Annotated in this window: 23 protein-coding genes; all 23 read right to left on the bottom strand. The window is 35.8% G+C overall.

Translation table 11 applies throughout. The features are described 5' to 3' along the window. Nucleotides 1-12: 12 nt before the first annotated feature. Nucleotides 13-768: an SPOR domain-containing protein gene (locus ACYQ3P_RS10750; protein WP_460177869.1), complete on the bottom strand. Its 756-nt coding sequence runs from the start codon at nt 766-768 to the stop codon at nt 13-15. Beyond that, the gene (queA, locus tag ACYQ3P_RS10745) at nt 765-1802 is read right to left on the bottom strand and encodes a tRNA preQ1(34) S-adenosylmethionine ribosyltransferase-isomerase QueA (protein WP_460177868.1); all 1038 of its coding nucleotides are present in this window, start codon (nt 1800-1802) and stop codon (nt 765-767) included. The genes ACYQ3P_RS10750 and queA overlap by 4 nt, the downstream gene beginning before the upstream one ends. After that, nucleotides 1789-2790: a SpoIID/LytB domain-containing protein gene (locus ACYQ3P_RS10740; RefSeq protein ID WP_460177867.1), complete on the bottom strand. Its 1002-nt coding sequence runs from the start codon at nt 2788-2790 to the stop codon at nt 1789-1791. The genes queA and ACYQ3P_RS10740 overlap by 14 nt, the downstream gene beginning before the upstream one ends. Continuing rightward, a complete protein-coding gene (locus ACYQ3P_RS10735; RefSeq protein ID WP_460177866.1) occupies nt 2787-3002 on the bottom strand; it encodes a DUF2905 domain-containing protein in 216 nt (71 codons plus the stop codon). Before ACYQ3P_RS10735 ends, ACYQ3P_RS10740 begins: the two co-directional genes overlap by 4 nt. Then, a complete protein-coding gene (locus tag ACYQ3P_RS10730) occupies nt 2995-3540 on the bottom strand; it encodes an epoxyqueuosine reductase QueH (protein ID WP_460177865.1) in 546 nt (181 codons plus the stop codon). The genes ACYQ3P_RS10735 and ACYQ3P_RS10730 overlap by 8 nt, the downstream gene beginning before the upstream one ends. Next, complete coding sequence (gene ruvB / locus ACYQ3P_RS10725; RefSeq protein ID WP_460177864.1) at nt 3540-4535, bottom strand: Holliday junction branch migration DNA helicase RuvB; 996 nt, start codon at nt 4533-4535, stop codon at nt 3540-3542. Before ruvB ends, ACYQ3P_RS10730 begins: the two co-directional genes overlap by 1 nt. After that, the gene (gene ruvA / locus ACYQ3P_RS10720) at nt 4525-5097 is read right to left on the bottom strand and encodes a Holliday junction branch migration protein RuvA (RefSeq protein ID WP_460177863.1); all 573 of its coding nucleotides are present in this window, start codon (nt 5095-5097) and stop codon (nt 4525-4527) included. The genes ruvB and ruvA overlap by 11 nt, the downstream gene beginning before the upstream one ends. Before the next feature lie 4 nt (nt 5098-5101). Continuing rightward, entirely contained in the window at nt 5102-5578 is a 477-nt protein-coding gene (gene ruvC, locus ACYQ3P_RS10715) for a crossover junction endodeoxyribonuclease RuvC (RefSeq protein ID WP_460177862.1), read from the bottom strand. Then, on the bottom strand, nt 5575-6180 hold the full coding sequence (locus tag ACYQ3P_RS10710; RefSeq protein WP_460177861.1) for a D-sedoheptulose-7-phosphate isomerase: 606 nt from the start codon (nt 6178-6180) through the stop codon (nt 5575-5577). The genes ruvC and ACYQ3P_RS10710 overlap by 4 nt, the downstream gene beginning before the upstream one ends. Nucleotides 6181-6193: 13 nt before the next feature. After that, entirely contained in the window at nt 6194-6676 is a 483-nt protein-coding gene (locus tag ACYQ3P_RS10705; RefSeq protein ID WP_460177860.1) for an HIT family protein, read from the bottom strand. 45 nt (nt 6677-6721) lie between these two features. After that, nucleotides 6722-6865, bottom strand: coding sequence for a hypothetical protein (locus tag ACYQ3P_RS10700; protein ID WP_460177859.1), 144 nt, complete (start codon nt 6863-6865; stop codon nt 6722-6724). Nucleotides 6866-6987: 122 nt separating this feature from the next. Beyond that, nucleotides 6988-7221 (bottom strand): DUF5615 family PIN-like protein, encoded by a 234-nt coding sequence (locus tag ACYQ3P_RS10695; protein ID WP_460177858.1) that lies wholly within the window; start codon nt 7219-7221, stop codon nt 6988-6990. Next, entirely contained in the window at nt 7211-7435 is a 225-nt protein-coding gene (locus ACYQ3P_RS10690) for a DUF433 domain-containing protein (RefSeq protein ID WP_460178086.1), read from the bottom strand. The genes ACYQ3P_RS10695 and ACYQ3P_RS10690 overlap by 11 nt, the downstream gene beginning before the upstream one ends. A gap of 16 nt (nt 7436-7451) precedes the next feature. Continuing rightward, nucleotides 7452-8048 (bottom strand): uracil-DNA glycosylase, encoded by a 597-nt coding sequence (locus ACYQ3P_RS10685; RefSeq protein ID WP_460177857.1) that lies wholly within the window; start codon nt 8046-8048, stop codon nt 7452-7454. A gap of 164 nt (nt 8049-8212) precedes the next feature. Further along, nucleotides 8213-9064: an NAD(+)/NADH kinase gene (locus tag ACYQ3P_RS10680; RefSeq protein WP_460177856.1), complete on the bottom strand. Its 852-nt coding sequence runs from the start codon at nt 9062-9064 to the stop codon at nt 8213-8215. Next, on the bottom strand, nt 9064-9471 hold the full coding sequence (tsaE, locus tag ACYQ3P_RS10675; RefSeq protein WP_460177855.1) for a tRNA (adenosine(37)-N6)-threonylcarbamoyltransferase complex ATPase subunit type 1 TsaE: 408 nt from the start codon (nt 9469-9471) through the stop codon (nt 9064-9066). The genes ACYQ3P_RS10680 and tsaE overlap by 1 nt, the downstream gene beginning before the upstream one ends. After that, on the bottom strand, nt 9468-9911 hold the full coding sequence (gene lspA / locus ACYQ3P_RS10670) for a signal peptidase II (RefSeq protein WP_460177854.1): 444 nt from the start codon (nt 9909-9911) through the stop codon (nt 9468-9470). The genes tsaE and lspA overlap by 4 nt, the downstream gene beginning before the upstream one ends. Further along, nucleotides 9895-12636 carry an isoleucine--tRNA ligase gene (gene ileS / locus ACYQ3P_RS10665; RefSeq protein WP_460177853.1) on the bottom strand — a complete coding sequence of 914 codons (2742 nt, stop codon included), beginning with the start codon at nt 12634-12636 and terminating at the stop codon, nt 9895-9897. The genes lspA and ileS overlap by 17 nt, the downstream gene beginning before the upstream one ends. Before the next feature lie 33 nt (nt 12637-12669). After that, nucleotides 12670-13083: a nucleoside-diphosphate kinase gene (ndk, locus tag ACYQ3P_RS10660; protein WP_460178085.1), complete on the bottom strand. Its 414-nt coding sequence runs from the start codon at nt 13081-13083 to the stop codon at nt 12670-12672. Further along, a complete protein-coding gene (gene mdh, locus ACYQ3P_RS10655) occupies nt 13083-14021 on the bottom strand; it encodes a malate dehydrogenase (RefSeq protein WP_460177852.1) in 939 nt (312 codons plus the stop codon). Before mdh ends, ndk begins: the two co-directional genes overlap by 1 nt. After that, nucleotides 14018-14932, bottom strand: coding sequence for an ACP S-malonyltransferase (fabD, locus tag ACYQ3P_RS10650; protein ID WP_460177851.1), 915 nt, complete (start codon nt 14930-14932; stop codon nt 14018-14020). The genes mdh and fabD overlap by 4 nt, the downstream gene beginning before the upstream one ends. Next, complete coding sequence (locus ACYQ3P_RS10645; RefSeq protein ID WP_460177850.1) at nt 14929-16110, bottom strand: FAD-binding protein; 1182 nt, start codon at nt 16108-16110, stop codon at nt 14929-14931. Before ACYQ3P_RS10645 ends, fabD begins: the two co-directional genes overlap by 4 nt. Then, nucleotides 16101-16883 carry an electron transfer flavoprotein subunit beta/FixA family protein gene (locus ACYQ3P_RS10640; RefSeq protein WP_460177849.1) on the bottom strand — a complete coding sequence of 261 codons (783 nt, stop codon included), beginning with the start codon at nt 16881-16883 and terminating at the stop codon, nt 16101-16103. Before ACYQ3P_RS10640 ends, ACYQ3P_RS10645 begins: the two co-directional genes overlap by 10 nt. Between the last annotated feature and the right edge of the window lie 161 nt (nt 16884-17044).

Raw genomic sequence — 17044 nt, 5'->3', positions numbered from 1 at the left:
CTTTAAAATTTTTTACCTCCTCTTTGACTCTTTTGATAGCTTTAAAATGAAATTTTCAAAGCCCTTTTCATTCAATTCTGAAGAGATTAGCTTAGCTTCTTGAAAAGTTTTGTATTTACCAACTCTTACTTTAAATAAATTTTCTTCTTTCGTAATGAATGACTTATATCCCTGTTGAATAAGCTTGTCATTCATTTTGTTTGCCTTTTCCAAATCTGAAAACGCACCAACCTGAATTGTAAAATAAGGCTGTTTTTCAGGAGATTTTGATGTGGCAGTTTTTGTTATTTTTTTTGCTTTTGATTTAATTTTTGGTTTTTCTTCTGTTTTAGCTGACTCAACTTTACTACTTTCTTTTAGAGGCTTTGTAGTTTGTTCATCCTTTTTTACTTGAACTTTTTCTTCCTTTGGAGAGTTTTTTTCAGTGCTGGATTGGGCAAGTTGTTTTTGCTGAACCTGCTCTTCTTTTGGTTGAATCTGCTGAGTTTGTTCTTTAATTTGTTCTTGCTGAGGAGGCTGTGTTTTTTCTTGTTTTTGCTCAACTTGTAAAGGCTGGGCTTCCTGTTTTGTGGCAAAGGCTGTTTCTACAGTAGATGGCAACACTGTTTTTTCTGAACTGTCAGGTTTTTGAATATAAATCTGTTTTGCAGGCACAGTAAAATAACCTATTAAATAGCCTATAATTATGCCTAATATTGCAATAGATGATAGAATAACAACAAATACTTTCTTATTAATCACGATTAGTTCATCTCCCTTTTGTATCATAAGATTAACATAGCATCACCATAGGAAAAAAATCTATACTTTTTCTCTATGGCTTCCTTATATGCTTTTTTTACTTTATCAATTGAGCAAAAGGCATACAAAAGTGCAAGAGGTGTAGAACGGGGAAGATGAAAGTTCGTAATTAATGCATCAACTATTTTAAATACATAACCAGGGTAAATGAAAATGTTAGTTGAGCCTCTGACTGTAAACTCATCTGAACCCATATCAATAAATTTTCCTGATGCATATCCCTCCAAAGCCCTCGTAGTCGTTGTTCCAACAGAAAAAATCCTTTTGCCTGATGCCTTGACCTTTTCAATCTCATCCAATAGTTTTCTTTCTATTTCAAAATACTCTGCATCCATTTGATGCTTTTCCACATCATCTGATTTGATTAATTTAAATGTCCCCACTCCAACATGAAGGGTAATTTCTCTTAATAATACTCCTTTTTGCACAATTTTTTTAAGAAGCTTTTCTGTAAAATGAAGACCGGCTGTTGGAGCAGCAATTGAGCCGTTTTTCTTTGCATATACTGTTTGATAATCCTGCCTATCTTTGTCCTCAGGCTTTCTTTTTATGTAAGGTGGTAAAGGCATAAATCCTTTTTCATTGATGAATTTTTTTGCAAATTCTGGGTTCATATCTGGAAATATAAGCTCTTTGCCTTGAGAGTTTTTTCTTATAAACAAAAGCTTATCGTCAACATAAACCTCACCTTCATAACTTCCCTTTGTCATTACTTCCCAAACTGTATTATTATCTTTAAAATCTTTTTCATGAATAAGCAAAATTTCTATCTTTCCTCCAGTAGGTTTTTTACCAATAAGCCTTGCTGGTATAACTCTTGTATTGTTTATTATAAGCATATCACCTTCTGTAAGATAATCTACGATGTCTAAAAAAATTCTGTGTTCAATTTTACCAGATTCTTTATATAAAACAAGAAGGCGAGCTTTATCTCTTTCTTTTATAGCTTCCTGAGCGATTAGTTCAGGAGGGAGTTCAAAATCCAGTTCAGTGATTTTCATTGAGCTTTGATATCTCCGTACCGGGATAAAAGTAAGATAAAATCTCTTTATAACTTTTCCCTTCCTGTGCCATCTGAAATGCACACCACTGGCACATTCCAACGCCATGTCCGTATCCCTGTCCTTCAAATATTACGCCATCACCTTCAACTTTTATGGATTTGATCATTGTGCTTGGTAATAATGACCACTGAAGGAGTCTTCTTAATTCTGTTGCTTTGATAATCTTTTTTTCTTTTCCATTTAAGAATGCAAGCTCCTTTACTCTACCTGTGCTTGTATAGCTTATAATCTTTACATCTGAAATTTTCTTCATAGATAAAGACTTTTCAAGTATTTCAAAGCTGATTTTCTTCTCCCAAAGAGTATATGGAGAAGGAGTAAATGGAAGTTCAACAGGCTTTAAATAAGGATATTCCCTGCCAAATACTTCCTTTGCATCCTCTGTTTTTTCTATACTGCAGGCATGATAAAAAGCCATAATTGGCTCTCCATTGTACGTTAATATCTCACCTTTTGTTGCCTTTACTGCCTTTTCAACTTCTTCAGATTTTATATCACCCTTATATACCTGATGAAAAACAGAAGAGGTAACATCATAAAAATTTCTTTCTCTGTTTCTAATGATATGAGTAACCGCATAGGTTCTTGCCAAAACAGCTTGTGCTTTAAGTGCCTCTTCGGGCCACTGAATGCCAACTTCAGAGGCAACAACTCCTTTTACATACTCTTCTAAATTAACCACATTAATTAAAAAATAGCCATCCTCCCCCTTCCAGATTTCTATCTCTCCCTCATATGTAGAACCTGAGACAATTGCCTTTGCTGCTACTTTTTTAATTTTCTTCAAATCATTTTGCTGAGGTCTTCTATCACCCAATAGGACCCTTATATAAGAATTGCTGTTTTGCTCAATTGCAAAAAGCTCTGATGGTGTTATCAAAAACAAAAATATAATTGTTGCAACAAATATCTTTAAAATTCTCATCTTCGGCTGAAAATATAAAGCAATAGTGAAAGTATTATGCTTAAAACTATTGATGTCCCGAGAGGAAAATATAAAGTGAAGTTTCTTCTTTCAATAACTATATCTCCTGGAAGTTTGCCAATAAATGGAATTTTCCCTGCAAGCATCATAATTAATCCGATTAAAATTGTTATTGCTCCGACAATAATTAAAAACTTGCCTATCTCATTCATAATCAATCCTCTTTAAATATCTCTCAGCCTCAGAATAGATGCATCCACAATATTTTTGTCTGTAAAGTTCCAATTCTTTCGCAATCTGCATACCTTCCCTGAATCCTGCTCTAAAATCCTCTGGAACGAAGGATAATTTATATTCATTCTCTAGTTCCTTACCTATTTGTAATATTTTATCAAAATTCTGATAAGGACTTACCAGTAATGTAGTTGAAAAATGGCTAAATCCTAACTCCTTTGCCTTCTTTGCTGTTTCCTCAAGCCTTAATCTGTAACAGTATTGACATCTTTCAGCTTCTTTACCACTAACCATACGAATAAATTTGTAAAATTTTGTGTAATCATCATCGTAAATAACCTGAAAATTCCATAGTTTTTGCAATTTTTTCAAAGACTCAAGCCTTGCTTTGTATTCAGTATAAGGGTGAATATTCGGATTAAACCAGAATACTTTTATATCAAATCCTTTATTTTTTAATGACTTATAAGGGAAAATTAAACAGTTACTACAACATGCATGAAGTAATAGCTTCATTAAAATAACCTTTCTGGTATTCTCTTTTTTAAAACTTCATAAGCAAGCCTTGTTGCTACCCTACCCCTTGCTGTTCTTTCAATGAAGCCTTCTTGCATGAGATAAGGCTCATAAACATCTTCTATGGTGTCTTTGTCTTCCCTTAAAGATGCTGCTATTGATTCAATTCCTGCAGGTCCTCCATTGAATTTTTCAATAATCGTAAGAAGAATCTTTCTGTCCATCTCATCAAGCCCGTAATCATCAACATCAAGAGAACTTAGAGCTTCCTTTGCGATTGTTATATCAATATTATCTCTTCCCTTTACCTGCGCAAAGTCTCTAATTCTCTTTAAAAGTCTATTTGCAATTCTCGGAGTTCCCCTTGAGCGTCTTGCAATTTCCATTGCTGCATCATCATCTATTGAAATTCCAAGTATTCTTGCTGACCTTGATACAATTTGCTGTAACTCATCGTGAGCATAAAACTCTAATCTGAAGACAACGCCAAATCTGTCTCTAAGGGGTGATGTAATAAGTCCTGTTCTTGTAGTAGCACCAATAAGTGTAAATCGTGGAAGATTTATCTTTATGGAACGAGCAGAAGGACCCTGACCAACTATTATATCCAGTGTGAAGTCTTCCATTGCTGGATATAAAATCTCTTCAACAACTCTTGGAAGTCTATGAATTTCATCTATAAATAAAATATCCCTGTCAGAAAGATTAGTTAAAATTGCTGCCACATCTCCTGCCCTTTCAAGCACAGGCCCAGATGTGGTTTTTATGTTAACACCAAGCTCATTTGCTATAATTGAAGCGAGTGTTGTTTTACCAAGCCCCGGAGGACCGCAGAATAAAACATGGTCAAGGGGCTCTCCTCTTAAAAGTGCTGCTTTTATAAAAACTTCAATGTTTTCTTTGATTCTCTTCTGACCTATAAAATCCTTTAAAGTTTTAGGTCTTAGGGTAATATCTAATAGTTCATTATTTTGCAATGTTTCTCTATTCTGCATATTTCCCCGCCAGAAGTGCTAAGCATTCTTTTATAATTGAAGCTTCATCCTTGTCTTTGCTATATACTTTTTCAAGGGCTTCTTTTGCATCCGTTTTCTTGTAGCCTAAGTTTAAAAGGGCAGACAAAATATCATCATACCCTCTATCAAATTCATGCTTAATTGAAGGTAAAATACCTCTCAACTCAAGAAGAATCCTTTGAGCAGTTTTTTTGCCAATTCCCGGCACTTTACTAAGGGCTTTTATATCTTCCTTTTCAATGATATTGTAAAGATTTATACTATCATAGGTTGAAAGGATATTCATTGCAGTAGCGGGACCAATGCCTGAAATTTTAATTAATTTTTCAAATAGTTCTTTTTCATACTCATCTAAAAAACCGTATAGTTCAATAGAGTCTTCTTTTAAACAAAGGGAAGTGTAAATTTTCACATCCTCGTCTTTATGAATAAATTGTGATACTCTAATTGGTATCCTTATTGAAAATCCTATCCCTCTTACTTCAAGAACTAATCTGTCTGGCTTGATCTGAACTGCTTTACCTCTAATAAATGAAAGCATTTATTTATTTTAACACTTTTAAAAGGCTTTTTGAATTTATATGGCAAATTGCTACAGCAAGGGCATCTGAGCTATCATAGGAAAACTTTCCATCACAATTTAAAAAATGCCTTACCATACTTCTTACTTGTATCTTATCAGCCCTTCCATAGCCTGTAATGGCTTTTTTTATCTCTGTTGAACTGTACTCAAAGACAGGTATCTGATGCTGTGCAGCTACTAATAGCGCAATTGCTCTTGCGTAGGTTAATACAAAGGAAGAAGGAATTGTTCTGCCAACAAAGGCTTTTTCTATTGCCATCTCATTAGGTTGATATTTTTCTATGATTTCATTCAGAGTCTGATAAATTAGATTTAGCCTTTCTGGTATGTTAATATTGTGAGCAAGATGTAATGTTCCTGCATGAATCATCTCCATTGAATAAGAAACTATTCCATAACCAAAATGTCTGCTTCCCGGGTCTATACCTATAATTCTCATTGTTCTGTCTTTCTTTTGGTAACTGGTAATTCAAAAAGAATGTCTTCAACAAGTTCACATAAAATATGCCCTAAAGTGATATGGGTTTCCTGAATTCTTGGTGTTTCCTCTGATGCTACGGCAAAGGCATAATCAACTTTTGATATAAGTTTTTCACCTTTTTTGCTTGTAAAGGCTATTGTTTTAAGCCCTCTTTTTTTGGCAACTTCAATTGCTTTAATAACATTTCTTGAAGACCCAGAAGTGCTTATTCCTATTGCAACATCTCCCTTTTGACCAAGTGCCTTTATTTGTTTTGCAAAAATCTCAGAATAATCATAATCATTTGCTATGGCTGTTATAACAGCCATATCAGTGTTAAGGGCTATTGCTGGAAGTCCAGGTCTTTCCCTTTTAAAACGATTAACAAATTCTGCAGCAATGTGCGAAGCATCTGTGGCGCTTCCACCATTTCCAAAAATAAGAATCTTTCCTCCCTCACTTAGAGTCTTTGCAATTAATTCTGCAACTTCTTTGATAATGGCAATATTTTCTTTAAAAAACAACTCTTTAACCTTTATAGATTCCTCATAGGCATTTTTAATTTTTTCCTCAATTTCCATTTTTTTCCTCCATTCATTCTTCTTTAAAACAAGGATAAAGTTTATCATATGTAGCAAGTATATGCTCAGGAACAACTCTGACATCTTCAAGAATGGTCATAAAGCCGACATCTCCTGCCCATCTTGGAACTATATGCCAATGAAGATGTTCATCAATGCTTGCTGAAGCAACAACTCCAATATTTAGTCCAACATTAAAACCTTCCGGATGCATGACTTTTCTAAGGCATTTTAAAGACTTTACAGTAAGAAGCATGCACTCAGTAAGCTCTTCTGTATTTAACTCCTCCAAAGTGTGAACATGTCTATAAGGCACAACCATGAGGTGTCCAGAGTTGTATGGATATTTATTCATTATTATAAATGCAAGCTTTCCTCTGTAAAGTATTAGATTATCCCTATCTTTGTTCTCTTTAGGCTTATCACAAAAAATGCATCCCTTCTCCTTCTCACCCAAAATATACTCTATTCTCCACGGCGCCCATAATACTTTCATCCTAAAACTCCTGATAGTACTTATTTACAACATTAAATTCTTTTTTCACCAAATCTCTCTTGTTCTTATCTTTTTTGCAGTAATAACAGTAAATTTTCCTTGTAAAGCATCTCCATACTTATCAATTACAGTTGTTAAAGATATAGAAATTTCCTTAAGTTCTTCAGGTTTATATCTTAACAAAAACAAACAATTTTTTTATAAAACCTTTGTTAGTCTGTCATTGCGAGCCTCGCCGAAGGTGAGGCGTGGCAATCTCATAAAAAAGGTGAGATTGCTTCGCTCGCAATGACAATTGGGAATCGCTCAATTTATATATTAACAACATCCCCCCTAAACTTTTTTTTATGAGCAAAAATCCATTCTCCAAAATCTTTATCTTCTGTAATTAGAACTGCATTAAACTTTTTTGCAAGATTTAAAACCTCTTTGTCAGATATTCCCCTATAATTTTTTACAATAGAAATAACTTCTATGCCTTTTTTGTCCATCTCTATGACTAATCTGTAATCAACACTTTCGTCAATTAAGAGTTTAATAGGCAATCATTTCCTCCTGAGAGATAACATCTGCGGAATAAGCAATTGCTGCTTGTATATCTTCCTTTGTCAACTGAGGATATGCTTTAAGAAGTTCTTCAACTGTCATCCCCTCAGAAAGTTTTCTTAATATTAACTCTACTGTAACCCTTGTTCCTTTAAAAACTGGCTTACCAAGCATTACATCTGGATTTACAACTATCCTTTCTTTGTAATTTATGGTCATATTTTTCCTCCTACGAATGATTCTTTATATACTTTAATGCCTCTTGAGCATCTTCCCATGTAAGCCATTTATCTTTTCTGTTTCTTAGTAGATATGCAGGATGAAATGTTGGAACCACAGGAATACTATTGTAGGAAAAAACTTTGCCCCTTATTTTTGATATTGCCAAATCTTTAATTTTCCCCTTCATTCCCATTAAAACATAGGTAGCAACCTTACCAAGCGTCATGATTACTTTCGGTGAGATAATTTCAATCTCTTTTTTTAAATATTCAAAACACGAAGATACTTCTTCTTCAAGCGGATCTCTATTATTTGGAGGATGGCATTTTACAGTATTTGTGATATAAACCTCTTCCCTTTTAAAGCCCATTTTTTGAATTAAACTCGTAAGCAGTTTTCCAGCTTCTCCAACAAATGGACTTCCCTGCCTATCCTCATCTACTCCGGGAGCTTCTCCTATAAACATTAATCTCGCTTTGATGTTTCCCTCACCAAAAACAGGATTTGTTCTGCTTTTACTTAATTGGCACTTTGTACATTTGCCAACTTCTTCTTTAATTTTTTCAAGCTCAGCTTCTATATAAATCTCATCTTTTAAATTCATTGAACCTGCTGACTGTATAGAAGAACGAGACTTCACCGGCGTAGTTGCTCCTTGCAATGACAAATAAGATTGCTTTCGCGCTCTTAAAAAACTCTCAATAAACTTCGCAGGTAATTCGTTAAAACCCAGAGATTTATAATATGTCAATATGTTAACAATGCTTTCTATCTCTCTCCCCACTTAAGCTTCTCCCTCAAAATCTTAAAATAATCTCGTCCTATGGGTGCAATGATATAAGTTTTCTCTTCAGCTATTTTGCATCTAACTTTATCGTTCTTCCTTAATGGAAAGCCAATATGACCATCAATTGTTAAAAACACATCTTTAGCAGGTGATGCTATCACAATATCAATCACAAAATCATCTGGCAAAACAACAGGTCTAACAGTTAGCGTATGGGGGCATATTGGAGTAAAAACAAGTCCTTTGAGCGTTGGATAAAGAATTGGTCCACCAGCTGAGAGATTATATGCAGTTGAGCCGGTTGGCGTAGAAATTATTATTCCATCAGCCTTAATTGTAGAAACATAAGTATCGTTTATAATTAAGTCAAAATCTGAAATTTTTGCCATAATGCCTTTTCCAATAACAATGTCATTCAAACCAAGATATTTTGAAATTATCTCTTCGTCTCTAAAAACCTCTGCACTGAGCATGCTCCTTTGTTCTATTTCATATTTCCCAGAGAATATTTCTTCAAGGCATTCAAAAACCTCTGTGCGGGGGACTTCTGTTATAAAACCAAGATTACCCATATTTATGCCTATTATTGGAATTTTTTTTCCACCTACAATTCTTGAAACGCTTAGTATAGTTCCATCTCCTCCTAACACTAAAAGAGCATCTGAAGAACGGATGGTTTCAAGTTCTGAGTGGGTAAAAGTTGAAAACTCTCCTACAGAATGAAAGAGCTGGCAATCACTTTTTTTGTTTTTTAGCCATTCTTGAATTTTTAAAGCTGTCTCTATTGCTCTGTTGTCATTTTCTTTGTAAAGTATTGAGACTTTTTTAAACATTACAACTCCAAGTTAAAGACTCTTGTTTTTTCATCAACTAAATCTATTTTAATCTTTAATGAATTTTCAGGCAACTCAGTCAATCTCTCAGCCCACTCTATCACACATGTGCCTGTATCAAAGTAGTCCCATAGTCCTAAATCCTCCTTAGAGAGGTCATCAACCCTGTATAGATCAATATGATAAAAACCCTTTTCTTCATAATTTGAAATAATCACAAAGCTTGAACTTGCAATATCCTTTTCATCTATTCCAAAGGCTGAAGCTATTCCTTTTGTAAAAACTGTTTTACCTGCTCCCATTTCTCCATAAAGAGCAACTACCTTTATATTTTCCCTTTGAATAAAACTGCCTATAATTTTCCCAAAAATTTTTGTCTCGTCCTCAGAATAAGTATATACTTTCATTTTTTGAAACTTTGATAAATGAATAGCACTATACCAATACTAATGGCAGTGTCAGCCACATTAAAGGCAGGCCAATGAAGTCCTCCAATATGAAGATCAATAAAATCAATCACATAGCCGTATAAAATTCTGTCTGTAATATTGCCTAAAGCGCCTGCTATTATTAAAGAGTATACAAACCAATTTTTAGGGTCTTTTAGGCACATATAAACCAAAAGGGCAGTGGCAATTAAAGCTATGAGTATAAAAAATCCTGAGCCAAGAAATTTAAACATTCCAAATGCTGTGCCGGTGTTTTCAACATATACAAGATTAAAAAATGGAAGAATTTCAATAATTCTGTTAGGAGAAAGATATTTTAATGCCAGATACTTTGTAAACTGGTCTAAAAGATATATGAAAAAGATGATAAAAAAAGGCTTTTTAAGATTTAAGGACATGATAGCATCTTGGACAGACATCAGATATTTCAAGATTGCCAACCATTGGAGAATAATTCCAACAACGCTGACACTTTTGTCCTTCAGCTTTTTCTACCTCTACGGTAAACTCTTTCTCGCCTACATCTGCAACTTTTACTTCAGTTTGAGAGACGATAAACAGAGTTGGAAGAAAATCTAAATAGGGTTTAAGAAATTCATTTAAAACTTCGTTCACATTAAGTATTATTTTTGCTTCAAGAGAGTTACCAATGAATTTCTCCTGTCTTTTTACCTCAAGGGCTTTGTTTACTTCATCTCTTATCTCAATAAGCTTTTCCCATCTTTTTTCAAGCTCTCCATCAATGTAATCCTCTTTAATCTCAGGCATTTCAGAAAGAAACACACTCTCAGCTTTCTTATATGGAAGATGTTGCCAAGCCTCTTCAGCAGTAAAGGAGAGAATTGGAGCAATTAATTTTATCAATGACTCTGCAATGTTGTATAAAACCCATTGGGCAGCCATTCTTTCTGGGCTGTTTTTCTTAAATGTATAAAGCCTGTCTTTGAGTATATCCAGATAAAAGGCACTCATATCAGTAACACAGAAGTTGTGAACTGCATGAAATACCTGATGAAATTCAAATTCTTCATAAGCTCTTCTTACCTTTTTGATAAGTTTTTGAAGCTTCATCATAGCCCATCTGTCAATCTCAAGAAGGCTATCAGAATAATCTTTACCATCAAAGTCGTATATATTGCCAAGAAGATATCTAAGTGTATTTCTTATCTTTCTGTAAGCTTCAGTAAGCCTTGAAAGAATCTCTTTAGAAAGCTTCATATCATCTCTGTAATCCTCTGCAGAGACCCAGAGCCTTACAATATCAGCACCGTTTACTTTGATTATTTCTTGCGGAGCTATCACATTTCCAAGAGATTTTGACATCTTCCGCCCCTGACCATCCACAGTAAAGCCATGCGTAAGAACAATTTTATAAGGTGCCCTTCCCTTGCTTCCAAGAGAAGCAATCAATGAGCTTTGAAACCATCCACGATGCTGGTCACTACCTTCAAGATACATGTCAGCGGGCCAACTGAGTCTTGAATCTCTTTCTAAAACAGCTGCGTGGCTTACTCCAGAGTCAAACCAAACATCAAGGATATCCTTTTCCTTTTGAAATTCCTTTCCCCCACACTGGGGGCAGGAATAATTTGGCAGGAGTTCATCAAGTTGAAGCTTAAACCAAACATCTGAGCCTTCCTTTTCAACAAGCTCACATATTTTGTCAAAAAGCTTTTCATCATTTATAATGTATCCGCAGTTTTTGCATACAAATAGAGTAATTGGTACACCCCAACTTCTTTGACGGGACAGACACCAGTCAGGTCTTCTTTCAACCATTGAATAAATTCTTTCCCTTCCCCACGAAGGAATCCATTGGACTTTATCAATCTCCTGCAGAGCCCTTTCTCTTAGATTTTCGTGACTCATGGAGATAAACCACTGTGTTGTTGCTCTGAATATGATAGGCTTTTTACATCTCCAGCAGTGTGGATAGGAATGGGTAATTTTACCTTCCCAGATAAGATTTCCTTTATTCTTTAACAGTTCAATAATCTCTTTGTTGGCTGAAAAAACATTCTGACCAGCAAAATATGGAACTTCTTCAGTAAATCTTCCTCTGTCATCTACAGGTGCATAAATATCAAACCCATGCTTTAATCCTGCTTCATAGTCTTCCATACCGTGTCCCGGTGCAATATGAACAATACCAGAGCCTTCTCCTGTTTCAACAAAATCAGCTGTAATAACTATGGACTCCCTTTCAATAAAAGGATGTTTCGCCCTAATTCCCTCTAAATCTGCACCTTTTATCTCAAAAATAGGTTTCTCATCAAACTCTATTTTTTCTTTAAGATTTTTAATTGCTTCTTTGACAACTATAATTACACCAATGGAAGTTTTTAAACCAACATAATCAAAATCAGGATGCACTGCAAGGGCTAAATTTGCAGGAAGTGTCCAAGGAGTTGTTGTCCAGATAACAATATAAACAGGCTCATCATTTACTGGAATTTTTCCTCTGTCAATCAATTCAAAGGCAACGAAAATTGAAGGAGACTCTTTCTCAGCATACTCAACCTCTGCATCTGCAAGGGCTGTGATACATGATGGACACCAATAAACAGGTTTTTTGCCACGATAAACATAACCTTTTTTAACAAAGGTTAAAAACTCTCTTACAATCGTTGCCTCATAGTCATTGGACATTGTGATGTATGGAGTATCCCAGTAACCAAATACTCCAAGACGAATAAACTCATCCCTTTGAATGTTTATAAATTTTTCTGCATACTCTCTACAAAGCTGTCTTTTTTTGAAAATATCAATCTTTTCTTTGTCTTTGCCAAGAGATTTGTCAACCTGAAGCTCAATCGGAAGACCATGACAGTCCCATCCGGGGACATAAGGGCAATACTGCCCTATCATTGAATGATATTTGACAATTATGTCCTTGAGAATTTTATTCAAAGCATGCCCGATGTGGATGTGACCATTCGCATAAGGCGGACCATCATGAAGAATAAACTGACCATTACCTGACTTCTTATTCTTTTCCTGCAGTTTTTCGTAAATTTTATTTTCCTGCCAAAATTTTAAGAATGAAGGCTCCCTTTCAGCAAGGTTAGCCTTCATTGGAAAATCAGTTTTCGGTAAGTTTAATGTATCTTTGTAATCACGCATAAATTAAAGATTACCACAACAATTAGCTAAAATTCAAATAATTTCCAAAGCTGAAAAGAAATAAGGGATCTCATAAGCAGCTGACTGAGAGGAGTCAGAGCCATGAACAGCATTCCTTTCAATATTTTCAGCAAAATCCTTCCTTATTGTGCCTTCCTCTGCTTGTGCAGGATTAGTAGCTCCCATAATTTTTCTTACTCTTGCTATAGCATCTTCGCCCTCAAGAACCATTACAACAACAGGTCCTTCTGACATAAAATCAGTTAGGGATTCATAAAAGGGTCTGTCTTTGTGAACAATATAAAATCCTTTAGCCTGCTCTTTGCTCATCTTAATTTTTTTGAGTGCTGCCACTCTTAAACCCTGTTTTTCAAATCTTGATATAATCTCTCCAATTAGATTTTTACTTACTGCGTCAGGCTTAATTATAACAAGGGTTTTCTCAATCATATTTTTCCCTCCTCCTTAAGAATGTTTATCATTCCCTTTACTTCTTCAGTGGAATTAATAAAAGCTTGAAATTCCTCTTCTGTAAGTTCTACTTCAATGATTTTTTCAACACCTTGACTGCCGAGAACAACAGGAACACCGTTAAATACATCCTTTGCTCCATACTCGCCATCAAGATATACTGAGCAAGGCAGAATTCTTTTCTCATCAAGAAGTATTGCCTTAATCATCTCAAAAGTTGACTGAGCTGGTGCATAATACGCAGAACCTGTCTTAAGAAGGGCAACGATTTCTGCTCCACCTTCCCTTGTCCTGTTGACAAGAGCATCTATTCTTTCCTTTGTAAGCCATTTAGAAAGAGGAACGCCTTTAACTGTTGTAAATCTAACAAGTGGAACCATGTAAAGTCCGTGTCCACCTAACACGAGTGTTTCAATGTCTCTTGGAGAAACACCAAGTTCCATAGAAATAAATGTCTTAAATCTTGAAGAATCCAAAATTCCACCCATTCCAATTACTCTCTGTCTTGAAAATCCTGACACTGCAAGAGTCAAGTAAGCCATAACATCCATCGGATTTGTTACAACAATGTATATGGCATTTGGGCATAAAGGTGTTAGCTTTTGCACTATTCCACCAACTATATCCGCGTTAGCCATCAACAGGTCTTTTCTTCTCATTCCGGGTTTTCTTGCAAGCCCTGCTGTTATAACAACGATGTCAGCTCCAGCAAGGTCTTCAAGATTATTTGTGCCATAAACATTGGCTTTAACGCCTAAAACTGCTGTATTCTGAAGAATATCAAGGGCTTTACCTTGAGGCATGCCTTCTACAATATCAAAAATAGCAACATCGGCAAGTCCGCTATTTGCAACAAATAAAGCAAGCGTTGCACCTACATTTCCTGCACCTACAATGGATACTTTTTTTCTCATTTTAATGCCTCCTTAAGTTTTTCTATGTCACTGAAGTTTTCAACATTGAAAACCTTTATGCTTGGCTCTATTCTTCGGATTAGTCCTGAAAGTACTTTACCCGGACCAATCTCAACAAAAGTATCAACTCCTTTTGAAATCATATATCTTACGCAATCCTGCCATCTTACAGGCATGTAGAGTTGTTTTATTAAAGCATCAATTATATCCTTAGCTTTAGTGCGTTCATTTGCATCCACATTGCTTACAATTGGAACAGAAGCATCTTTAAAACTAAATCCTTCTAAAAACTCCTTTAATTTCTCAGCCGCCTCTTTCATGAGAAGACAATGGGATGGAATGCTTACTGCAAGGGGAACAACTTTTTTTGCTCCCCTTTCCTTTGCAGCTGCTGAAGCCTTCTCAACCCCCTCCCTTTGACCAGAAATGACTATCTGTCCGGGACAGTTGAGATTTGCAAGGTCTACATAAAAAGTATCAATGCTATCACATATCTGTTTAAGTGTATTTTCATCTAATCCTAAAACAGCTGCCATTGCGCCTGCGCCTTCAGGCTGTGCTTCTTGCATAAGTTTGCCCCTTTTTCTTGTAATCTTCAGGGCATCTTCAAAGGAGAAAACCTCAGCACAAAGGCAGGCTGTATACTCACCCAATGAATGTCCAGCAACATAATCTGGTTTAATGCCGATTGCCTCAACTTCCCTCAACAAAGCATAGGAGACAGTAAGAATTGCAGGCTGAGTATTCTCAGTTTTATTTAATTCGTTATCTGATCCTTGAAGACACAGAGTTTTAAGGTCAAATCCTAAAACCTCTTCAGCTTTCTTGAAAATATCGCTTTTGCTTTCCGCAAAGTCCTTTCCCATCCCAACATATTGTGAGCCTTGTCCCGGAAAAACAAAGGCTATCATTCAGAGACTCCTTCTTGAAGCTTCTTAATCATCAGAGGAACAATTTCATAAACATCACCAACAATTCCATAAGTGGCTACATTGAAAATAGGAGCATTTGGGTCTTTGTTTATTGCAACAATTATATCACTTGACTGCATTCCAACCAAATGCTGAACCGCACCTGAAATTCCACAAGCAATGTATAACTTCGGGCAAACTGTTTTTCCTGTTTGTCCAACTTGATGGGCATATGGAATCCAGCCTTCATCAACTGCTGCACGGGATGCTCCAACAGTTCCTCCAAGAAGGTTTGCGAGTTCCCAAAGAATTTGGAAACCCTTCTCTGTTCCCAAGCCTCTTCCACCTGAAACTATTACTTTTGCGTCTTGAATGTTGACCTTACAGAAAGATGTATCCTGAACTCTTTCAAGAACTTTAACTCTTCCACTTGGGTTAAGAGGCTCTATTTTTATAATATTTCCAGTTCTTTGTGCATTATACTCTCCCCTTTTCATAACACGAGGTCTTACAGTTGCTATTTGTGGACGACTTGTAGGAGAGACAATCGTTGCCATTATGTTTCCGCCAAAGGCAGGTCGGATTTGAAGAAGATTTCCAGTTTCTTTATCTATCTCCAATCCAGTGCAGTCTGCTGTTAATCCGACTTTCAGTCTTGCAGCAACTCGTGGAATAAATGACCTTCCAATGGCTGTCGCTCCTGCAAGAAGTATTTCAGGCTTCTGTTCTTGTATAAGTTTTACTAAAGTTTTTGAATAAAGCTCATCATCCAAAAAAGCGTAGTCAGGTGAATCAACATAGTAGACTTTGTCAGCTCCCCATTTTATTAGCTCCTCAACTTCCTGAGATGGTCCGAACAATACTGCAGAGAGCTCTGTATTTAATTCATCGGCAAGCTTTCTTCCAATTCCTAAAAGCTCATAGGCAACTGAGGCAATTTTGCCATTTGATTGCTCAGCAAAAATCCAGACACCTTTGAATTCTTCCTCTCTTATTGCCTCTTTTCCTCTTTCATCTATGATTGCTGATTCAGGACATGAGTCAACACATGCACCACAGAGTGTACAAGCTTCTGTTATGAATGCCTTATCATCTTTGAGAATAATTGCTGCAAATGGACATACATTTACGCATGTTCCGCAACCTGTGCATTTTTCTATATCAATTTTTATAAGCATCCTAACCTCCTCAGTTCTCTGATTAATTTCTCAACAATTTCATCAGGTGTGCCTTCAAGCATTGTTCTTTCACCTCTTGGAGGTGGTGCGAATATATTTTTAACCATTGTTGGAGAACCCTTAAGTCCGATGTTTTCCTCTTCAGCTTCAATATCATCGGCATTCCATTTTGGAATAACTGCCTTCTTGGCAGCCATTTTTCCTCTTATTGAAGGAGGTCTTGGGACATTGAGCTCTTTTACAACAGTAATTAGGGCTGGAATAGATAGGGCAATTTTTTCATAACAGTCATCCATAAGTCTTTCTATTATCATTTCAGATTGGCTAACGCTTTCAATTTTTCTTACATAAGAAACATGCGGAATATCAAGAAACTCAGCCATCTCTGGACCAACTTGTGCGGTATCCCCATCAATTGCCTGTTTGCCACATATAATGAGGTCAAAGCCAATTTTTTTGGCAGCCTTTGAGAGTGTATAAGCAGTTGCCCAAGTGTCTGCTCCTGCAAATCTTCTGTCTGTAAGCAAAATCGCATCATCAACTCCCATTGAAATAGCCTCTCTTAGAACTTCTTCTGCCTGAGGTGGACCCATTGTAATTGCTGTAACTCTTCCGTTTGTCTTCTCTTTTAGCTGAAGTGCTGCCTCAATAGCGTGCAAATCATAGGGATTCATAATACTTGGCACACCTTCTCTTATTAAGGTATTTGTTTTTGGATCAATTCTTACCTCTGTTACATCTGGAACCTGCTTAATGCAAACAATAATCCTCATTATTCCCTCCAAAAAACTAATTGAAAATAAATTATACCCTAAAATGAAAATAGTGTTCAAATAAATGGCTCTCCCCATGCATAGAGAGAGAAATCCAAAATTTGATATAACTATTTTTCGTTATCGTTGCAAGCATTTTAAGACTGAGTGATAATATCTCA

The organism is Thermodesulfovibrio hydrogeniphilus, assembly GCF_054657355.1.
Note: the sequence above shows the minus strand (reverse complement) of the source record. Positions and strands in the feature narration are given on the sequence as shown.